The organism is Halioglobus japonicus (assembly GCF_001983995.1).
Lineage (GTDB): Bacteria > Pseudomonadota > Gammaproteobacteria > Pseudomonadales > Halieaceae > Halioglobus > Halioglobus japonicus.
On sequence record NZ_CP019450.1, the window covers coordinates 3,714,130 to 3,732,600 of the forward strand.

16 protein-coding genes are annotated in these 18,471 nt (G+C 59.6%); 3 read left to right on the top strand and 13 right to left on the bottom strand.

Annotated features, from left to right (window positions below; genetic code table 11):
* Positions 1-29 precede the first annotated feature (29 nt).
* From BST95_RS17440 to coaE, 3 genes are read left to right on the top strand one after another with little or no spacing between them, the layout of a single operon-like run.
* A complete protein-coding gene (locus tag BST95_RS17440) occupies positions 30-1,247 on the top strand; it encodes a type II secretion system F family protein (RefSeq protein ID WP_084200730.1) in 1,218 nt (405 codons plus the stop codon).
* A 30-nt stretch (positions 1,248-1,277) separates the two neighbouring features.
* Positions 1,278-2,141 carry a prepilin peptidase gene (locus BST95_RS17445; RefSeq protein ID WP_084200731.1) on the top strand — a complete coding sequence of 288 codons (864 nt, stop codon included), beginning with the start codon at positions 1,278-1,280 and terminating at the stop codon, positions 2,139-2,141.
* Positions 2,138-2,728: a dephospho-CoA kinase gene (gene coaE, locus BST95_RS17450; protein WP_084200732.1), complete on the top strand. Its 591-nt coding sequence runs from the start codon at positions 2,138-2,140 to the stop codon at positions 2,726-2,728. The genes BST95_RS17445 and coaE overlap by 4 nt, the downstream gene beginning before the upstream one ends.
* On the opposite strand, the gene mutT is transcribed toward coaE, so the two are convergent.
* The 13 genes from mutT to murD all read right to left on the bottom strand — a co-directional run bounded on the left by mutT (position 2,720) and on the right by murD (position 18,469).
* On the bottom strand, positions 2,720-3,115 hold the full coding sequence (gene mutT, locus BST95_RS17455) for an 8-oxo-dGTP diphosphatase MutT (RefSeq protein ID WP_084200733.1): 396 nt from the start codon (positions 3,113-3,115) through the stop codon (positions 2,720-2,722). The two genes, coaE and mutT, sit on opposite strands and share 9 nt — an antisense overlap.
* Positions 3,116-4,342 (bottom strand): bifunctional glutamate N-acetyltransferase/amino-acid acetyltransferase ArgJ, encoded by a 1,227-nt coding sequence (gene argJ / locus BST95_RS17460; RefSeq protein ID WP_084200734.1) that lies wholly within the window; start codon positions 4,340-4,342, stop codon positions 3,116-3,118.
* A 9-nt stretch (positions 4,343-4,351) separates the two neighbouring features.
* Positions 4,352-7,054 (bottom strand): preprotein translocase subunit SecA, encoded by a 2,703-nt coding sequence (secA, locus tag BST95_RS17465; RefSeq protein ID WP_084200735.1) that lies wholly within the window; start codon positions 7,052-7,054, stop codon positions 4,352-4,354.
* Positions 7,055-7,136: 82 nt separating this feature from the next.
* Positions 7,137-8,066 carry a M23 family metallopeptidase gene (locus tag BST95_RS17470; RefSeq protein ID WP_084200736.1) on the bottom strand — a complete coding sequence of 310 codons (930 nt, stop codon included), beginning with the start codon at positions 8,064-8,066 and terminating at the stop codon, positions 7,137-7,139.
* 120 nt (positions 8,067-8,186) lie between these two features.
* Positions 8,187-9,101 carry a UDP-3-O-acyl-N-acetylglucosamine deacetylase gene (gene lpxC / locus BST95_RS17475; protein WP_084200737.1) on the bottom strand — a complete coding sequence of 305 codons (915 nt, stop codon included), beginning with the start codon at positions 9,099-9,101 and terminating at the stop codon, positions 8,187-8,189.
* A 66-nt stretch (positions 9,102-9,167) separates the two neighbouring features.
* Complete coding sequence (gene ftsZ, locus BST95_RS17480) at positions 9,168-10,340, bottom strand: cell division protein FtsZ (protein ID WP_084200738.1); 1,173 nt, start codon at positions 10,338-10,340, stop codon at positions 9,168-9,170.
* A gap of 55 nt (positions 10,341-10,395) precedes the next feature.
* Positions 10,396-11,640: a cell division protein FtsA gene (gene ftsA, locus BST95_RS17485; RefSeq protein WP_084200739.1), complete on the bottom strand. Its 1,245-nt coding sequence runs from the start codon at positions 11,638-11,640 to the stop codon at positions 10,396-10,398.
* A gap of 14 nt (positions 11,641-11,654) precedes the next feature.
* Positions 11,655-12,563, bottom strand: coding sequence for a cell division protein FtsQ/DivIB (locus tag BST95_RS17490; protein WP_084200740.1), 909 nt, complete (start codon positions 12,561-12,563; stop codon positions 11,655-11,657).
* A 1-nt stretch (position 12,564) separates the two neighbouring features.
* Positions 12,565-13,488: a D-alanine--D-alanine ligase gene (locus tag BST95_RS17495; RefSeq protein WP_066050480.1), complete on the bottom strand. Its 924-nt coding sequence runs from the start codon at positions 13,486-13,488 to the stop codon at positions 12,565-12,567.
* The gene (gene murC / locus BST95_RS17500; protein WP_205737404.1) at positions 13,485-14,921 is read right to left on the bottom strand and encodes a UDP-N-acetylmuramate--L-alanine ligase; all 1,437 of its coding nucleotides are present in this window, start codon (positions 14,919-14,921) and stop codon (positions 13,485-13,487) included. Before murC ends, BST95_RS17495 begins: the two co-directional genes overlap by 4 nt.
* Positions 14,914-15,999 (bottom strand): undecaprenyldiphospho-muramoylpentapeptide beta-N-acetylglucosaminyltransferase, encoded by a 1,086-nt coding sequence (murG, locus tag BST95_RS17505; protein ID WP_084200742.1) that lies wholly within the window; start codon positions 15,997-15,999, stop codon positions 14,914-14,916. The genes murC and murG overlap by 8 nt, the downstream gene beginning before the upstream one ends.
* Positions 15,996-17,129 carry a putative lipid II flippase FtsW gene (gene ftsW, locus BST95_RS17510; RefSeq protein WP_229801617.1) on the bottom strand — a complete coding sequence of 378 codons (1,134 nt, stop codon included), beginning with the start codon at positions 17,127-17,129 and terminating at the stop codon, positions 15,996-15,998. Before ftsW ends, murG begins: the two co-directional genes overlap by 4 nt.
* A complete protein-coding gene (murD, locus tag BST95_RS17515; RefSeq protein WP_229801618.1) occupies positions 17,126-18,469 on the bottom strand; it encodes a UDP-N-acetylmuramoyl-L-alanine--D-glutamate ligase in 1,344 nt (447 codons plus the stop codon). Before murD ends, ftsW begins: the two co-directional genes overlap by 4 nt.
* Between the last annotated feature and the right edge of the window lie 2 nt (positions 18,470-18,471).

The following is an 18,471-nucleotide window of genomic DNA, read 5'->3' on the forward strand; positions in this document are numbered from 1 at the left end:
AACAAGACTAGGGGACGAGGCGTTACCAAATGGCAACAGCGACCGGAAACGATTTATACATCTGGAGCGGTACCGACAAAAATGGCCGCAATACCAAAGGCGAAATCAGCGCCTCCAGCCAGGCCATGGCGAAGGCACAATTGCGCCGCCAGGGCGTGGTGCCCAAATCTGTGAAGAAAAAGCCCAAGCCGCTCTTCGGTGGCAAAGGCAAGCCGATTAAACCCGAAGACATCGCCACCTTCACCCGCCAGTTGGCAACCATGATGAAGGCGGGTGTGCCACTGGTACAAAGTTTCGAAATTGTCGCCGATGGCGCTGACAAGGAAACCATGCGCGAGATGATTGTCGCGATCAAGAACGACGTGGCATCCGGCACCGGCCTGGCGCCATCCCTCGAAAAGTACCCTCGCCACTTTGACGACCTTTACTGCAGCCTCGTAGCATCCGGTGAAGAGTCGGGCACCCTGGAAGTCATGCTTGACCGGGTCGCCACCTATAAGGAAAAAAGCGAAGCACTGAAACGCAAGATTAAAAAGGCCATGACCTACCCACTGGCGGTGATTGCCGTGGCTGTCGTGGTAACCGTGATTCTGCTGGTCAAGGTGGTGCCGACGTTTGCGGTGACCTTCCGCGGCTTTGGTTCAGATCTGCCCGCATTCACACTGTTCGTATTGAAGATCTCAGAGTTCGTGCAGGAGTGGTGGTTTATATTCCTTATTGCATGTATCGCCGCATTCTTTGCGTTCAAGGAAGCCAAATTCCGCTCGGTCAAATTTGCCGAGTTTCTCGACAAGATGGCCCTGAAAGCCCCGGTGATCGGTGGCATCGTCCACGATGCGGTTATTGCGCGTTTCTCGCGCACGCTGTCGACCACATTTGCAGCGGGTGTGCCTCTGGTCGACGCGCTGGAATCGACCGCTGGCGCCGCGGGCAACGCGATTTATGCCAAGGCCATTCGCCAGATCAAGGACGACGTTACTACCGGTACCACCCTGTACAACGCCATTCGCACCACCGGCCTGTTCCCGAATCTGCTGCTGCAAATGGTCTCAATTGGTGAAGAGTCAGGCTCTCTGGATGAAATGCTCGACAAGGTGGCCGACCACTATGAAGAGGCCGTCGACAACGCGGTGGACAACCTGAGCGCCCTGCTGGAGCCGATGATCATGTCAATCCTCGGCGTGCTGGTAGGTGGCCTGCTGGTTGCCATGTACCTCCCCATCTTCATGCTCGGTACCGTCATCTAACGCGCCACGGCTCCGGGAACAAGGTTTACGATGTCTGAAATCCTCGCCCTGCACCCGGGGCTGACCTACACCGTGCTGCTGGCACTGGGTCTTATTGTCGGCAGTTTTCTCAATGTGGTAATTCACCGCCTGCCCATCATGATGGAGTCGCGCTGGCGGCGCGACTGCTGTGAGCTGCTCGAGGTTGAGCCGGAGAAAGAAGAGCCGCAACTCACCCTCGCGACACCCAACTCCCACTGCCCGGCCTGCCAGGCACCGATTAAACCCTGGCAGAATATTCCTGTGCTTAGCTATCTGTTGCTGGGTGGCAGCTGCGCCAACTGCGGAGTGCGCATCTCAGTTCGCTACCCCATTATTGAGCTGCTCACTGGCCTGATGACACTGGCATTGGCCTGGTTCTTTCCGCCCTCGCCGGCACTGCTGGGCGCCATGCTGCTGACCTGGGCACTGATCGCACTCACCATGATCGACATCGATCATCAGTTACTCCCGGACGACATTACGCTTCCACTCATGTGGCTCGGACTGTTGTTTAACCTGTGCGGTACCTTTGTGCCCATTGAGCAGGCCGTCATCGGCGCCATGGGCGGCTACTTGAGCCTGTGGAGCGTCTACTGGATATTCAAACTGCTCACCGGCAAGGAAGGCATGGGCTATGGCGACTTTAAACTCCTGGCCGCCCTCGGGGCCTGGCTGGGCTGGCAGATGCTGCCCCTGATTATCCTGCTATCCTCCGTGGTTGGCGCTGTCGTCGGCATCGGGCTGATGATTGCCCGCAATCGCGGCCGCGAAGTACCCATCCCCTTTGGCCCCTATCTCGCCGCGGCCGGATGGTTGGCGCTGATAGTGGGAGACACGCTTAACAGCACGCTGCTGGGAGTTGCGCCCCAGTGATTGTCGGTGTGACCGGTGGCATCGGCAGCGGCAAGTCTGCCGTCACCTCACGGTTTGAGGCGCTGGGAATAACCGTGGTCGACGCGGATATCGCTGCGCGCGTTGTGGTAGAACCCGGCGGCGCTGCACTCGAGGCCATTGCCCAGCGCCACGGTGAAGCCATTCTACTGCCAGATGGCAGCCTGGACAGGGCAGCGCTGCGCAAGATTGTGTTTGCCGATGAAGCCGAACGCCACTGGCTGGAGGCCTTAACCCACCCCTTGATCGGCCAGGAAATTCGCGACCAGCTCGCCGCTGCCACATCGCCCTACGCTATTCTTGCCTCGCCACTCCTGCTGGAGACGCAGCAGAAAGACCTCACCGACCTCATTGTGGTTGTTGATGTACCGGAAGATATTCAACTGTCGCGTACCGTTGCCCGGGACAATAATGATGAGGCTCAGGTGAAACGGATTATGGCGGCGCAGATGTCGCGCGAGGAGCGTGTGGGGAAAGCGGATATTGTGATCGACAATTCGAAATCACTGAACGCCCTGGATGGTATCGTCGAGCAATTGCACGCGCAATTTCTCGCGCAATCAGCGTAGGTAGGCCTGCACTGCCTTAACAATCGGCACATTGGCCGCCGGAAATTCATAACCCGCCAGTTCCGCAGCAGACACCCAGGCCATGGGTTGTTGCTCCAGCCCACTGGGCTGCCCCGCAAACGCCGGGACAATATGTACGTCCAGGAAGACCCGCTTGTCACCGTAGTCGTGGCGAATTTCGATCAGCGGCTCGCTAGCGCTGACCTCGATTCCCAATTCTTCGGCAAGCTCACGCGACAAGGCCGCCTGTACAGTTTCGCCGGCTTCCACTTTCCCGCCGGGAAATTCCCACAGGCCGCCCTGGTGGGCATCGGCGGCGCGGCGGGTGAGAAGAATATTCCGCTCGGCGTCGAGAATAACGCCCACAGCGACATGCACCTCAGTCATTCAGGTACGGTACTCAGCATTGATACGCACGTAGTCGTAGGAAAAATCAGTGGTCCAGACACTGGCAGCGGCGTCACCCCGATTCAGGCACACACGAATGACGATATCTTCGGCCGCCATTGCTGCAACACCCTGTTCTTCGGTATAGCTGGCCGCACGACAGCCGCGCTCGGCAATCAGCACATCATTGAGATAAAGGCCGACGCGATCCACATCGAGTTCAGCCAGACCGGCGCGTCCGATGGCCGCCAGCAGTCTTCCCCAGTTGGGGTCAGAGGCAAACAGCGCGGTTTTCACCAGCGGCGAATGGGCAATCGTAAAGGCCACGTCCAGGCATTCCTGCTCATTCAGGCCACCTTCGACAGCGACGGTGACAAACTTGCTGGCACCCTCGCCGTCGCGCACCAGCGCCTGGGCCAGGGTCACCGCGACTTCCTGCACGGCATCGCGCAGTGCCAGCGCCAATGCTGAACCGGCATCTTGCTCGACAGCATTGCCCGCGGCACCGGTTGCCACCAAGACGCAGGCGTCGTTGGTGGAGGTATCACCATCAACCGAGACCCGGTTGAACGACATGTCGGTCGCCTCGCTGAGCAGACGTTGCAGCAGCTCCGGAGCCACCGCAGCGTCAGTGGCAATATAGCCCAGCATGGTCGCCATATTGGGGCGGATCATACCCGCGCCCTTGGCAATACCGGTCACAACATAGTCGATGCCGTCGCAGTTGAAAGACACCGACAAACCCTTGGGCCGCGTGTCAGTAGTAAGAATACCTTCCGCCGCATCGGCCCAGCCGTCGGCATCAAGGCCGGTTACCGCCGCGGGAATTGCCGCGGTGATTTTCTCTACCGGCAGCGGCTCACCGATGACGCCCGTCGAAAACGGCAAAACCTCTGCCGCATCTGACCCTGTGGCTTCTGCCACAGCAGCACAGCAGGCACGTGCGTCACGCAGGCCAGTCTCTCCGGTGCCCGCGTTGGCATTGCCAGTATTAACGAGCAGATAACGAGGCTGTGCCTGGCTTGCACCCAGATGTGACTCGGCCACCGCTACCGGCGCCGCGCAGAATGCATTCTGGGTAAACACGCCGGCACAGTTGGCGCCAGGGGCCAGCTCCATCAATACCAGGTCCTTGCGTCCCGGTGTCTTTACACCGGCAGATACCGTGGCCAGGCGCAGCCCTGGCACGGGCAGGAGCTTGGGGAGCGTATCGTTTCCTACGGCCATCAAATCACCTTAGAGCTTGCCGCAACACTGTTTGTATTTCTTGCCGCTGCCACAGGGGCAGGGATCATTGCGGCCCACCTTGGGCGCTTCGCGGGTAAAGGTGGAGGGCTGCTGCGGCGCTTGCGGCTCTTCCGCCTCGGACTCACCCATCGCAGATGCTTCGGCGTGCTGGAAGGCGAGCTTTTCACGCTCGGCAGCTTCCCGGCGCTGCCGCTCAATCAGCTCTGCTTCATCTTGGCGCTGGATTTGCACATGGCTGAGGAATTTCACCACCTCAAGCTTGAGATTGCTAAGCAGGTCTTCAAACAGGGCAAAGGACTCGCGCTTGTATTCCTGCTTGGGGTTTTTCTGGGCGTAGGCGCGCAGGTGAATACCTTGGCGCAGGTGGTCCATCGTCGCCAGGTGCTCCTTCCACAGCGTATCGAGCACCTGCAGCATGATCTGCTTTTCGATCTTGCGCATGTCAGGGCCCACAGATTCGCACTTGGCTTCATAGGCCGCCTGAACTTCATTCACAATTCGCTCACGCAGGGCTTCTTCGTGAAGCTTGTCGTCGGCGTCCAACCAGGACTGCACGGGCAGCGGCAGCGCAAACTCGGCTTCGAGCTGCTTTTCCAGGGCTGGAATATCCCACTGCTCTTCCACGCTCATCTGCGGAATAAAGCTGTCGACCGCCTCGTTCACCACATCAGCGCGAATAGCCGTAATAGTGTCGGAAATGTCCGCTTCACCAAGCAGGTCATTGCGCTGCTCGTAAATGATCTGGCGCTGGTCATTGGCGACGTCGTCATATTCCAGCAACTGTTTGCGGATATCGAAGTTGCGGCCTTCTACTTTGCGCTGGGCTTTTTCAATCGCGTTGGTCACCATGCGGTGCTCAATCGCCTCGCCCTTCTCCATGCCCAGGGCCTGCATGAAGTTTTTCACCCGGTCAGAGGCGAAGATGCGCATGAGGTTATCTTCCAGCGACAGATAGAACCGCGACACACCGGGGTCACCCTGGCGCCCGGCACGGCCGCGCAGCTGGTTGTCGATACGGCGTGATTCGTGTCGTTCAGTGCCGAGAATATGCAGGCCGCCGGCCTCCAGCACCTGCTGGTGACGCTGCTCCCAGGCTTGCTTGAGCTCGGCTTTGCGCACATCGGAGATTTCGCCAGCGGCAGTCATTTCTGCCTCCAGATTACCGCCGAGCACGATGTCGGTACCGCGGCCCGCCATGTTAGTGGCGATGGTCACAACACCGGGGCGGCCCGCCTGGGCGATAATTTCCGCCTCCTGTTCGTGGTATTTGGCGTTCAGTACCTTGTGCTGAATCTTGGATTTGCGGAAACGCGCCGACAGTTCTTCTGAGGTTTCAACAGAGGCCGTACCTACCAGTACCGGTGCACCTGCCTCCATACAATCCTTCACGTCGGCAACAATGGCGTCGAACTTCTCTTCGCGGCTGAGGTAGACCACATCGTTGAGGTCCTTGCGTTCCTGCTTCTTGTTGGTGGGAATGACCAACACTTCCAAACCATAAATCTGGCGGAATTCAAAGGCCTCTGTATCCGCGGTACCGGTCATGCCGGCGAGCTTGTCGTACAGGCGGAAATAGTTCTGGAAGGTGGTGGACGCCAGGGTCTGGCTTTCACTCTGGATCGCCACGCCCTCTTTCGCCTCGATCGCCTGATGCAGACCTTCAGAGAGGCGCCGGCCGGGCATGGTACGACCGGTATGCTCGTCGATCAGCACCACCTGCCCTTCCTGTACAATGTACTCCACATCCTTCTGGAACATGGCGTGGGCACGCAGGCCTGAATACACGTGGTGCAGCAGGTTCAAGTTGGTGGCCGCGTAGAGGCTGTCGCCCTCCTGCAGCAGACCTTCGCGAATCAACAGTCCCTCAATGAACTCATGACCGTCTTCAGTCAGCTCCACCTGGCGGGCCTTCTCATCCACAGTGAAGTGGCCGGACTGGCCTTCAACATCAGCCTGGAGCGAAGGAATGAGCTTGTTAATGCGCTTGTAAAGCTCTGAACTGTCTTCAGAGGCGCCGGAAATCACCAGCGGTGTACGGGCCTCATCGATCAGGATGGAATCCACCTCGTCGACAATGGCAAAGGCCAGGTTGCCCTGCATCTTGTCACCCAGGGTGAAGGCCATATTGTCGCGCAGATAATCGAAACCAAACTCGTTGTTGGTGCCGTAGATAATGTCGGCGCTATAGGCGGCGGTTTTCTGTTCCGGCAACTGCCCGGAGCGAATCACACCCACACTGACACCGAGGAATTCATACAGGGGCCCCATCCAGGCAGCATCCCGGGTGGCGAGGTAATCGTTGACCGTAATCAGGTGTACGCTGCCTGCCAGCGCGTTCAGGTAGGCCGGCAGGGTCGCTACCAGCGTCTTACCCTCACCGGTGCGCATCTCTGCAATTTTGCCTTCGTGCAGCGCCATGCCGCCGATCAGCTGCACGTCAAAATGGCGCAGGCCCAGAACCCGCTCGCCAGCCTCACGCACAACGGCAAACGCTTCGGGCAGTATCTTGTCCAGGGTATCGCCGTTCGCCAGCCGACCTTTGAATTCTTCCGTCTTGGCTTTCAGCTGCTCATCGCTGAGCGCCGCCGTGTCTTCGGCCAGGGCATTAATCTTTTTGACCACCTTGCCCAGGCGCTTGAGCTCCCGGTCATTGCGGGTGCCAAAAATCATCTTCAGGGGATTGCCAATCATAGCTGTTCAACTTGTCTTGTATACGAAACAACCCGCCGGACCTACGTGGACGGGCGGGAACAAAAAGAAGGGATTATACGCGTCAGCGGCGGGTTCGTCGTATGTAACTTGACGGGTCGACTGAGCGACCGTGCTTGTAGACTTCGTAGTGGACATGGGCACCGGTACTGCGACCGGTGGAACCCATTAAGGCAATCGGCTGGCCCTTGCGCACCACATCACCCGGCTTGACCAGGCTCTCTTTATTGTGGGCATAGCGGGTGACAAAGCCATCGCCATGGGAAATTTCAATGGTCTCACCGTAACCGCTCTTGGACCCCGTCCAGGTAACAACGCCGGCCGCCACAGAGATGACATTGGTGCCTTCCTTACCGGCGAAATCGACGCCGTGATGGAAGGCGGGCTTGCCGGTAAAGGGATCGTTGCGTTTGCCATAGAAAGAGGAAATCCAGCCCTTTTCGACCGGGCGCCCGGAGAGGAACGTCTGCTCATCTAGCTTGCGGTTACTGAGCAGCGTCTCGAGAATTTCCAACTGCTGCTCACGGTCTTCTACCCGGGCCTGAAACAGGCCGAGCTCGGCCATCAGGTCCGAGGTGCTGTATTCAACGCTGAATTCGCCGCCCAGCGGACCACCCATAGCCGGGGGCTCGCTGAAATCAAATTCACCCTCTTCGAGATCTGCCATGGCGGTGAGGTGCTGACCAAGTGCATCCAGGCGGGTCATCCGCGCCTGCATTTCGGCCACATTACGGGTCATTGCGGCCATCTTGCGCTCGGCCTGAGCCTGCAGCTGCGCCAATTCCTGCTCCTGCTCAGCGAGCTCGTCCTGGAGGCGATCCAGGGCTACTTCGCGCATCGCATTGGCGTCAGAGTCCTGACCCAGCATGTAGCCTACACCGACCATACCCAGGGGCAGGCCCAGACAGCACAGGGAGAGCAACGCACGAGACCAGCGACCCAGTTCAATCGAACGGGATCCGCCGTGCTTGCGATTTATGAGAATGACTTTCATCTACAAGAAAAATCGGTCACAGGGCCGCGGACTATGCCACAAACCGGCATGATTGACCACGAAATAACCACAAACGGTGTGAACTGGTACCCAATTTGGGCCGATCAGCGTCGATCGACCTTAAACCGCGGGAACAGGGTTGAAGGCGTAGGAGATAGGCGCAGTGGCTTCGTCTTCAAAAGTCACCACTTCCCAGGCATCGGGCTGGGCAATCAGCGCCCGAAGCGAGTCGTTGTTGAGCCCATGGCCGGACTTGTAGGCGCGGAATTCGCCAATCAGGCTGTTACCCAGCAGGTACAGATCGCCGATGGCGTCGAGAATCTTGTGGCGCACGAACTCATCGTCGTAACGCAGGCCATCCTGGTTGAGGATGCGGTAATCATCAACCACGATGGCGTTGTCGACACTTCCGCCCCGGGCCAGGCCCTGGGAGCGGAGGTACTCGATTTCATGCATAAAGCCGAACGTACGGGCCCGGCTGATTTCCTTGACGAAGGACGTCGTGGAGAAATCCACCTCGGCATGCGGTGCTCTATCGCGGAAAACGGGGTGGTCAAAATCGATGGTAAAGGAGACTTTGAAGCCATCAAAGGGGAGGAAGCTGGCTACCTTGTCGCCGTCCTCGACCGTGACCTTGCGTTTGATCCGGATAAACTTTTTGGGCGCATTCTGTTCTTCAATCCCTGCCGACTGCAGCAGGAAGACGAATGGTCCGGCACTGCCGTCCATGATCGGAACTTCCGGAGCGCTGACATCCACGTATGCGTTGTCAATGCCCAGGCCCGCCATGGCTGCCATGAGGTGTTCCACGGTGGACACCTTCTCGCCGTTAGCGTGAAGACTGGTAGAGAGCGTTGTTTCGGCAACGTTGTGCGCTCGTCCGGGGATTTCTACCACCGGATCGAGATCGACCCTGCGAAATACGATACCGGTATCCACCGGCGCAGGGGACAGGGTCAGGTAGACTTTATCGCCCGTGTGCAAGCCTACGCCCGTCGCCTTGATCGCGTTTCTCAGTGTGCGCTGTCGAATCATAATCACTCCGTCAGTAGCCCATAAGCTTTTGGCCCTGGGCACCACCGGGTTTCTCCGGGGCGTACCTCAGTCGGCCTGTCTGCGCAGGAAAGCGGGAATATCGAAATACTCCTCGCTTGCATCTGCAGCAACAGCAGCCTGAGCGCCTGCGGCGGCCCGTTGCCGACGCTGTACCGCGGGGCGGTCCAGATCGGCGTAATTGGGCTCATCCAGCTCGGTCTCAGTGCTGACCGCCGGTTTGGCAGGTGCGGTATCTACGACCTGCAACGGCGCACGCGCCGCTTCACTACCTAAACCGGTGGCTACTACGGTTACTTTCAGCTCGTCCGTCATCTCCGGATCGATAACCGTACCTACTACAACTGTCGCTTCTTCGGATGCAAATTCCTCGATCGTGTCGCCAACTTCGGCGAACTCGCCAAGTGCGAGATCGAGACCCGCGGTGATATTCACCAGAATTCCGCGTGCACCCTGCAAATCAATATCATCCAGGAGGGGGCTGTTTATGGCTCTTTCAGCTGCCTCACGGGCGCGATTTTCGCCCTTGGAGCTGCCGGTGCCCATCATCGCCATGCCCATTTCGGACATTACCGTCCTCACGTCGGCGAAATCCACATTGATCATGCCGGGACGGATAATCAGATCGGCTATCCCCTGAACTGCGCCCAACAATACATCATTTGCCTCCTTAAAGGCATCGAGCAGACTGGTATTTTTACCTAGCACTTCCAGCAATTTTTCATTGGGAATTGTGATCAAAGAGTCCACGTGCTGCTGCAATTCACCCACACCTTCCTGGGCAATTTTTAACCGCTTCTTGCCCTCAAAGGGGAAGGGACGGGTCACAACCGCCACGGTCAGAATACCCAGCTCACGGGCAACTTCCGCCACCACAGGCGCGCCGCCGGTACCGGTACCACCGCCCATACCGGCAGTGATGAAGACCATATCCGCGCCGCGGATGGAATCGGCGATACGCTCGCGATCTTCCATGGCCGCCGCCCGGCCGATCTCCGGGTTGGCACCCGCACCGAGACCTTTGGTGATCTCGCCACCGAGCTGCAGCACTGTCTTGGACTCAATGTCCGACAGCGCCTGGGCATCAGTGTTCGCACAGATGAAATCAACGCCTTCAACCGAGTTCTCGATCATGTGCTTCACGGCGTTGCCGCCGCCTCCGCCCACGCCGATCACTTTTATGACCGCGTTACTTGGTACATTGTCTATCAGTTCAAACATGGTTTATTTCTCCCCTTTTATAAAAAAGCCGCGTGTCAGCGCGACGGTTTACCGCTTAAAAATTGCTTGAGATCCAGGCCTTGGCCCGATTGATCCAACTCTCGGCAGGCGCGCCACTCTGGCTGCGCCCACCCCCTTGATTGTTTTCTTCCATGTGATCGACACCGTACTGGAGCAAACCCACGCTGGTGGCGTAAATCGGGTTGCGCACAATGTCATTGAGGCCCTGCACACTCTGGGGGTAACCCACCCGCACGGGCATATGGAAAATTTCCTCGGCCAGCTCCACCACGCCCTCCATCTTGGAGGTGCCGCCGGTCAGCACGATGCCCGCGGGCACCATGTCTTCAAAGCCGGAGCGGCGCAGCTCGGCCTGCACCAGCGTGAACAGTTCGTCATAGCGGGGCTCAACAACCTCTGCCAGTGATTGCCGGGACAAGTCCCGCGGCGGGCGATCGCCAACGCTGGGCACCTTTATCGTTTCTTCGGCACCTGCCAGCTGAGTCAGCGCGCAGGCGTACTTGATCTTGATTTCTTCGGCGTGCTGGGTCGGTGTACGCAGGGCCATGGCGATATCGTTGGTCACCTGGTCACCGGCAATCGGAATCACACCGGTGTGACGAATGGCGCCTTCGGTGAAGATGGCAATATCGCTGGTGCCGCCGCCGATATCGACCAGGCACACACCCAGATCGCGCTCGTCCTCGGTGAGAATCGAATAACTCGACGCCACCTGCTCGAGAATAATTTCTTCAACTTCCAGCCCACAGCGGCGAATACATTTCTCAATGTTCTGGGCCGCGTTCACGGCACAGGTCACCAGATGCACCTTTGCTTCCAGGCGCACGCCAGACATTCCCAGGGGTTCCTTAATGCCCTCCTGGTTATCGATGACGTATTCCTGCGGCAGGATGTGCAATATCTTCTGGTCAGCGGGAATCGCCACCGCCTGGGCCGCGTCGATCACCCGCTCGAGATCGTGACTGAATACTTCTTTGTCCTTAATCGCCACGATGCCGTGCGAATTCAGGCTGCGAATATGGCTACCGGCAATGCCAACATACACAGAGTGAATCTGGCATCCGGCCATGAGCTCGGCCTCTTCCACCGCGCGCTGGATCGATTGCACAGTGGACTCGATATTCACCACCACGCCTTTTTTCATGCCCTTGGAGGAGTGCGAGCCAATGCCCACCACTTCAATCTCGCCGTCCATGCCAACTTCCCCCACAATGGCAACCACCTTGGATGTCCCGATATCCAGGCCGACGATCATTCTTTTGTCCTGCGCGCTGCCCATGGCAGTCTCTCCCCTTACGCTTTTTCGTTATCCGTAGGTGGCTCTGGCGCCACGGGCTCGCGGTAAGCCACCGCAACACCCTTGCGATACCGCAAATCCACCCGCTGCACTTCGTCCATGCGCGACACCAGTTCCGCCCGGTAAAGGCGACTGAATCGCTGCATCCGCTCGCGGAACTCACCGCCGCCAATCATCAGCGACTGACCACCGGAGAGCACCGCTTCCACCTGGCCGCGCTCATCGACTACCAGCTGGGTCACGCTCAGCCGCAGCGGCGTGAGAATATCCACCAGTCGTTGGTAGGTGTGCATTAACTCACCTGCAGCCCCTTCCGGGCCGCGCAGCTGAGGCAGGCTGCCCCAAGCCTCGCTATCACTGGGCCGAAACACCTCGCCCTGATGATTGAGAAAACCGCCATCACCCCAACGGGCGATCGGCAGCTGTTCGACCACGTGTATCTCCAGCGCATTCGGCCAGACGCGCCGCACATTGGCCTCGTATATCCAGGGCAGCGCCTCCAGTTGACCGCGCACTTCGGCAAGGTCGGTGCCCAAAAAGCCCCCCACCAGTGCCGGCTGCACCATGTCCTGGACGGCCGTGGTGCGGGTATTGGCCAGCTCGCCGGTGACGGAAATGCGCTCGACAGGAATCGCGGCCAGGAAAATCCACGCCTGCAGCCCCACGGCGGATACCACACCAATGCCCACGATGATCAGCAGGCGGTTCAGCCAGGCAAAATTGGCCGGCGACTTATCGGCCTGCGCCTGCTGCTTGCGGGTTGCGCCCTTGGCCGGCGCCTGGCGCGGCTTGCGCTTGGCCTGCGCGGAAGCTTCCTGCTTTTTCACCGGCCGCTTGCCGGGTTTGCGCTTGCGCTTCTCCTCGGGCCGGCGCCCGAACAATGGCAACTTAATCGCGACGCCCATGCTATCTCTGTGCCTCCGCGCTCAGGAGCAGGATCTGCTCGACCAGTTGCGGCACACTCATGCCCACTTCCCGGGCCGCCATTGGCACCAGGCTGTGTGAGGTCATTCCAGGAATCGTATTTACTTCGAGTACATAGAAGCGGCCGTCGGCGTCGCGCATGGTGTCGACGCGCCCCCAGACAGCGCAGCCGAGGGAGTTAAACGCCGCCAGTGCCAGCTCAGCCACTTCTGCCTCATCGCTGGCGGACAACCCTGAGGGGCAGTTGTACGTGGTGTCATCGGATATGTACTTGGCTTCATAGTCATAAAACTCGTTATCCGTCTCCATGCAGATAGAAGGCAGGGCTCGCCCGCCGAGAATACTCACGGTGTACTCAGGTCCGTTGATAAACTGCTCGGCAAGCACGGCGCCTCCGTAGCGCGCCGCCTCGCGATAAGCGGCTTCAAGCTCCTCGGCATTGCTGGCGGGCGCCATGCCAATACTGGAACCCTCGCAGGTAGGTTTGACGAACACCCGGCCAAGGCGATCGATCACTGATTGCCAGTCGGTGTCTGCGCGCAACATCGCAAAACCGCCGGTGGATATGCCAATGCCCTGCCACAATTCCTTGCTGCGCTGCTTGTCCATTGCCAGCGCCGAGCCGAGCACGCCAGAGCCGGTATAGGGCACACCCAGGGCCTGCAGCGCACCCTGGATACAGCCATCTTCACCACCGGGGCCGTGCAGGATATTGAATGCGAAGTCGACGCCGTCCAGTTGCGCCAGCCAACCCGCATCAGCGGGGTCGACCTCGCGCACCCGGTAGTCGAGGGAGCGCAACGCCTCAGCCACGGTAGCACCACTGTTCAGCGACACTTCGCGCTCGGCGGATGTTCCGCCCAGCAGCACAGCTATCTCGCCCTGTTTCAAATTCGCCGCACTCATGAACCGTCTACCTCTGAAAAATCCAAACCAGCCAGATCTCTCGCCAACGCGCCGATGTTGCCAGCCCCCTGGGTCACAATCACATCACCCTCGCGCACCACGTCGCAGAGAATGCGCGGCACGTCGTCAATGCTCTCGGCAAAGATGGGTTCCAGCTGGCCGCGCTGACGAATACTGCGTGTGAGGCTGCGGCTGTCTGCTCCAGGAATGGGCTCTTCGCCCGCGGCATACACATCGAGGAGTACCAGCACATCACAGCGTGACAGCGTTGCCACAAAGTCTTCATACAGGTCGCGGGTGCGCGAGTATCGATGAGGCTGATACACCATGACGATGCGCTGCTCGGGAAACGCCTGGCGCGCAGAATCGAGTGTGGCCCGAACCTCGGTGGGATGATGGCCATAATCGTCGAACAGCAGGGCCTGCCCGGCAGGCAATTGCAGTTCGCCCATCGGCGAGAAACGGCGACCCACCCCGGCAAAGCCCGCCAGACCGCGCAGGATCGCGGCATCGTCGAGCCCTTCGTCACAGGCCACGGCAATCGTTGCCGCGGCGTTCAGGACATTGTGCTCGCCGGGCATGTTCAGGCTCACCTCAAGCGGCGCCATGTCACCGGGACGGTGCACGGTGAAGCGCGTGGTCAGGCCCTCGCGCTGCATATCGTCGATGCGATAGTCTGCATCGTCGGCAAAGCCGTAGGTGATGATTTGACGGCTGACCTCGGGCAACATCTCGCAAATCACAGGGTCATCCACACACAGCACCGCAATACCGTAGAACGGCAGGTTGTGAAGAAAGTCGAGAAAAGTACGGCGCAGCACAGAGAAGTCGCCGCCATAGGTATCCATGTGATCGGCTTCAATATTGGTCACCACGGTGACCATCGGCTGCAGGTGCAGGAATGAGGCGTCGCTTTCATCGGCCTCAGCAATCAGGAACCTGCTGGCGCCCAGCTGTGCATTACTGCCGACACTGTTAACCAGGCCGCCGATGACAAACGTGGGATCCAGACCCGCCTCGCCAAACACGTTGGCAATCAGGCTGGTGGTGGTGGTTTTACCGTGGGTACCTGCTACTGCGATACCGTGACGATAGCGCATCAGCTCTGCCAGCATCTCTGCCCGGGGCACGATAGGAATACGGGCCTCGCGCGCTGCAACAACCTCGGGGTTGGACTCGTCTACAGCACTGGAAGTGACAACCACGTCCGCCGCGCCGACATTCCCGGCCTCATGGCCGATAAATACTTCCACGCCACGGGCTTCGAGGCGCCTTGTCACCGGACTGGCCCGCAGGTCGGAGCCACCGACTTCGTAGCCGAGATTCACCAACACTTCCGCGATACCGCTCATGCCCGTTCCGCCCACACCAATCATATGGATGCGGCGTACGCGGCGCATTTCAGGCACGGAGTAGATATTCTTGTCACTTATCACGGAACAACTCCTCGCACCGGTCAGTGACCCTGGCCGTTGCATCCGGTGCCGCCACAGCCCTGGCCGCGGCAGACATTGCGCGCAGGCGCTCCGGGTGATTGAGATAACCGCGCAGTGACTGCATCAGCGCAGCTACCGACATGTCTGCCTGGCGCAACAAGATGGCGCCGCCGCGGTCTGCCAATGACCGCGCATTCGCCGTCTGGTGATCATCGATGGCATGCGGGAGGGGCACCAGAATGGCCGGACGCGCCATCACAGCGAGCTCGGCCACTGTCAGCGCACCCGCCCTGCAGATCACAACGTCGGCCCAGGCATAGGCCTCAGCCATATTCTCGATAAAAGGAGCGACGCGCACATTCGCGTGATCGGCGGGATAGGCATGGCTGACCGGACCGACATGCGCTTCACCGGTCTGGTGCCAGACGCGTAAATCAACGCCTTCTTCGAGCAATTTGCTCACCGCCTCAGGCACGGTTTCATTGAGCGGCTTCGCGCCCAGACTCCCGCCGAGCACGAGTACGTGTAAGCTCCGCTTACCATCGTAGTCATAGTGCTGGGCTTCACCGAGGGCGACGATATCCTCGCGTACCGGATTTCCCAGCGCGATCGCCTCCACATCACTTTTGAAGGCTCCCGGAAAACCGGTGACAACCACGTCCGCCAGCGGTTGCAGCATGCGATTCGTTGTCCCGGCAACGGCGTTTTGTTCGTGGATAAGCAGCGGACGTCGCAGTAGCCAGGCGGCAACACCCGCGGGGCCCGCGACATAACCACCCATGCCGACAACCGCGGCCGGGCGCAAGCGCAACACCAGCCACAGTGCCTGCACCGAAGCGAAGCCCAGCGCCAGCAGACTCTGGAGCTTGTCCAACAGACCCTTGCCTCGCACACCCCGCACTGCGAGGTGATGAAGTTTGATATCGGCCGCCGGCACCACGCGCTGTTCTAGGCCACGCGAGGTACCCACCCACTCGACCTCGTGACCACGGTCGCGCAACGCATTGGCCACTGCCAGTGCCGGGTAGACGTGGCCGCCGGTGCCGCCTGCCATCATCAGGATGGGCGCGCTCATGAACGCACCTCCCCATGGCGCACGCTGTGATCGATACGCAGCACTAACGCCAGCATGACACAGCACACAATAAGACTGGTGCCACCATAGGAGACAAAGGGCAGGGTCAGGCCCTTGGTGGGCAACAAACCGGAGCTCACGCCCATGTTCACGAACGCCTGCCCGGAAAAGACCAGCGCCACTCCGTAGCAGACATAGGCCCCAAACGGTTGTGAGCCCAGCTGCGCTGCCCGGCCCACCCAGAGAATTCGGCCGATGAGAGCGACATACAGAAGAATGACAGCGAGTGCACCGATGAAACCCGTCTCCTCTGCCCAGATAGAGAAGACGAAATCAGTGTGGGCTTCCGGTAAGTAAAACAATTTCTGTACGCTGTTACCCAACCCAACCCCGAACCACTCGCCCCGACCAAAAGCGATCAGCGATTGCGTCAGCTGGAAGCCGGTGTCGTAAGGGTCAGCCCAGGGGTCGGTGTAGGCCGTCAGGCGCTTGACCCGGTAGGGCTCACTGACGACCAGCACCAGTAACGCCCCCAGCGCGCCGGCACCAACCACCATGAAGTGACCCAGCTTCACGCCGGCAAGGAATAACATCCCGAAAGCGCTACCCGCCACAATCACTGTGGCGCCAAAATCGGGCTCCACCATCAACAGCAAGGTAGCGGCAAACAGCACCGCCATAGGTTTGAGAAAGCCCTGCCACTCGTGACGCACCTCATGCTCACGGCGCACCATGTAACCGGCCAGGTAAACCACCATTGCCAGCTTGGCAAACTCCGAAGGCTGCAGAGTGAAAGGTCCCAGTGGCAGCCAGCGCTGACTGCCGTTCACTTCGCGCCCAACGCCGGGTATCAACACCAGAATGAGCAGCGCCAGGGCGATGAACAGCCAGATCCAGCCGGTCTGTTCCCAGAATTGCAGCGGAATACGGTACACAACAAAGGCCGCACTCAGGGCCAGCGCCATATAGATCAGATGACGAATCGTGTGGAACCAGGTGCTCTTGTAGTTGATGTCAGCATACTCGATCGATGCCGAGCTGATAGCTACCAGCCCCACCAGCATCAGTGCCACACCGAGCAGCAGAATGCCCGCATCGGGCATCAGGTTTGGCGCGACAGCGCGACTCATGCCTCCACCTCAAGCGCTTGCACGGCCAGGCGGAAGGCGTCACCGCGCGCGGCAAACCCGGAGAACATATCAAAGCTCGCGCAGGCCGGAGACAGCAGCACCGTATCTCCATCGACAGCACATTGCGCTGCAAGCGCAACCGCCTCGTCCATGGACTCGACCCGTTCGATCTCGGTTGCGCCAGCCAGGGCATCTGCCATCAGCGGCGCGTCCTCACCCAACACCAGTAGGCGCTTGCAGTGCTGTGTTACCAGTGCTCTCAGGGCTTTAAAGTCAGCGCCCTTGCCCTGACCTCCCGCGATCAAGACCACGTCGTGGTCGCCGCCGAGACCTGCCAGGGCAGCCTGGGTAGCTCCCACGTTGGTGCCCTTGGAATCATTGATGTAACGCACCTCGTTGTGCACTGCCACGAGCTCGCAGCGATGCGGCAGGCCGCGGAATGCTTTCAATGCGGCGCACATGGCGCTTACGGGCAGGCCGGCGGCGCTACCCAATGCCAGGGCCGCCAGCGCGTTCGCCTGGTTGTGTCGCCCAACAATACCCAGCTCAGCCACGGGCATGAGTACGTCGTTACCAAAACACAACTGCCCGTCGCGAATACCGAAACCGCGCAGCTCAGGCTCACCGAGACGCCAGCTGACAACCTCAACAGCGTCCGGCAGCAGGGGCACTGTGAGCGGATCATCGCGATTGACCACGGCTTTGTGGCAGCTCTGGAAAATACGATGCTTGGCCTGGTGATAACGCACCATGTTGCCGTGACGATCAAGATGATCGGCACTCACGTTCAACACGGTGGCCACCGCGAGGTTCAAATGGCTGGCTCTCTCCAGCTGAAAGCTGGACAACTCAAGCACATACAGCTTTCGCTCCGGGGCAAGTAAGTCCAGCGCCGCCGTACCCAGGTTGCCACCCACACCAACATCCAGCCCCGCCTCGCGGGCCATGGCGCCGAGCAACTCGGTCACTGTGGACTTGGCATTGGATCCGGTAATACCAATCACTGGCGCAGTTGCCTCGGCCACAAACAGATCAACATCGCCCATGATGCGCGCGCCTGCGGCGATCGCCGGTGCCAGCATCTGATCGTCGGGGGCAATGCCCGGGCTCACAATGAGTTCATCGGCGGCAGCCAGTATTTCTGCGGGGAACTGGCCAACGTAAACCGGCACCTCCGGCATCTCGGCCTCAATCTCCGCCAGGCCGGGCGGATCTTCGCGGGTGTCGACAATGGAGAAGGCCTGCCCCTGCGAGTGCAGGAAGCGCGCGCACGACAAACCAGTGACCCCGAGTCCCACCACGACCCGATTCACACTGCTTGCTATGACACCTTGTATCACTG

Bases quoted from the DNA above. Each gene is read 5' to 3' on its own strand.
- BST95_RS17440 (WP_084200730.1), top strand. From the start codon at position 30: ATGGCAACAGCGACCGGAAACGATTTATACATCTGGAGCGGTACCGAC.
- BST95_RS17445 (WP_084200731.1), top strand. From the start codon at position 1,278: ATGTCTGAAATCCTCGCCCTGCACCCGGGGCTGACCTACACCGTGCTG.
- mutT (WP_084200733.1), bottom strand. From the start codon at position 3,115: ATGACTGAGGTGCATGTCGCTGTGGGCGTTATTCTCGACGCCGAGCGG.
- argJ (WP_084200734.1), bottom strand. From the start codon at position 4,342: ATGGCCGTAGGAAACGATACGCTCCCCAAGCTCCTGCCCGTGCCAGGG.
- secA (WP_084200735.1), bottom strand. From the start codon at position 7,054: ATGATTGGCAATCCCCTGAAGATGATTTTTGGCACCCGCAATGACCGG.
- BST95_RS17470 (WP_084200736.1), bottom strand. From the start codon at position 8,066: ATGAAAGTCATTCTCATAAATCGCAAGCACGGCGGATCCCGTTCGATT.
- lpxC (WP_084200737.1), bottom strand. From the start codon at position 9,101: ATGATTCGACAGCGCACACTGAGAAACGCGATCAAGGCGACGGGCGTA.
- ftsZ (WP_084200738.1), bottom strand. From the start codon at position 10,340: ATGTTTGAACTGATAGACAATGTACCAAGTAACGCGGTCATAAAAGTG.
- ftsA (WP_084200739.1), bottom strand. From the start codon at position 11,640: ATGGGCAGCGCGCAGGACAAAAGAATGATCGTCGGCCTGGATATCGGG.
- BST95_RS17490 (WP_084200740.1), bottom strand. From the start codon at position 12,563: ATGGGCGTCGCGATTAAGTTGCCATTGTTCGGGCGCCGGCCCGAGGAG.
- BST95_RS17495 (WP_066050480.1), bottom strand. From the start codon at position 13,488: ATGAGTGCGGCGAATTTGAAACAGGGCGAGATAGCTGTGCTGCTGGGC.
- murG (WP_084200742.1), bottom strand. From the start codon at position 15,999: ATGAGCGCGCCCATCCTGATGATGGCAGGCGGCACCGGCGGCCACGTC.
- ftsW (WP_229801617.1), bottom strand. From the start codon at position 17,129: ATGAGTCGCGCTGTCGCGCCAAACCTGATGCCCGATGCGGGCATTCTG.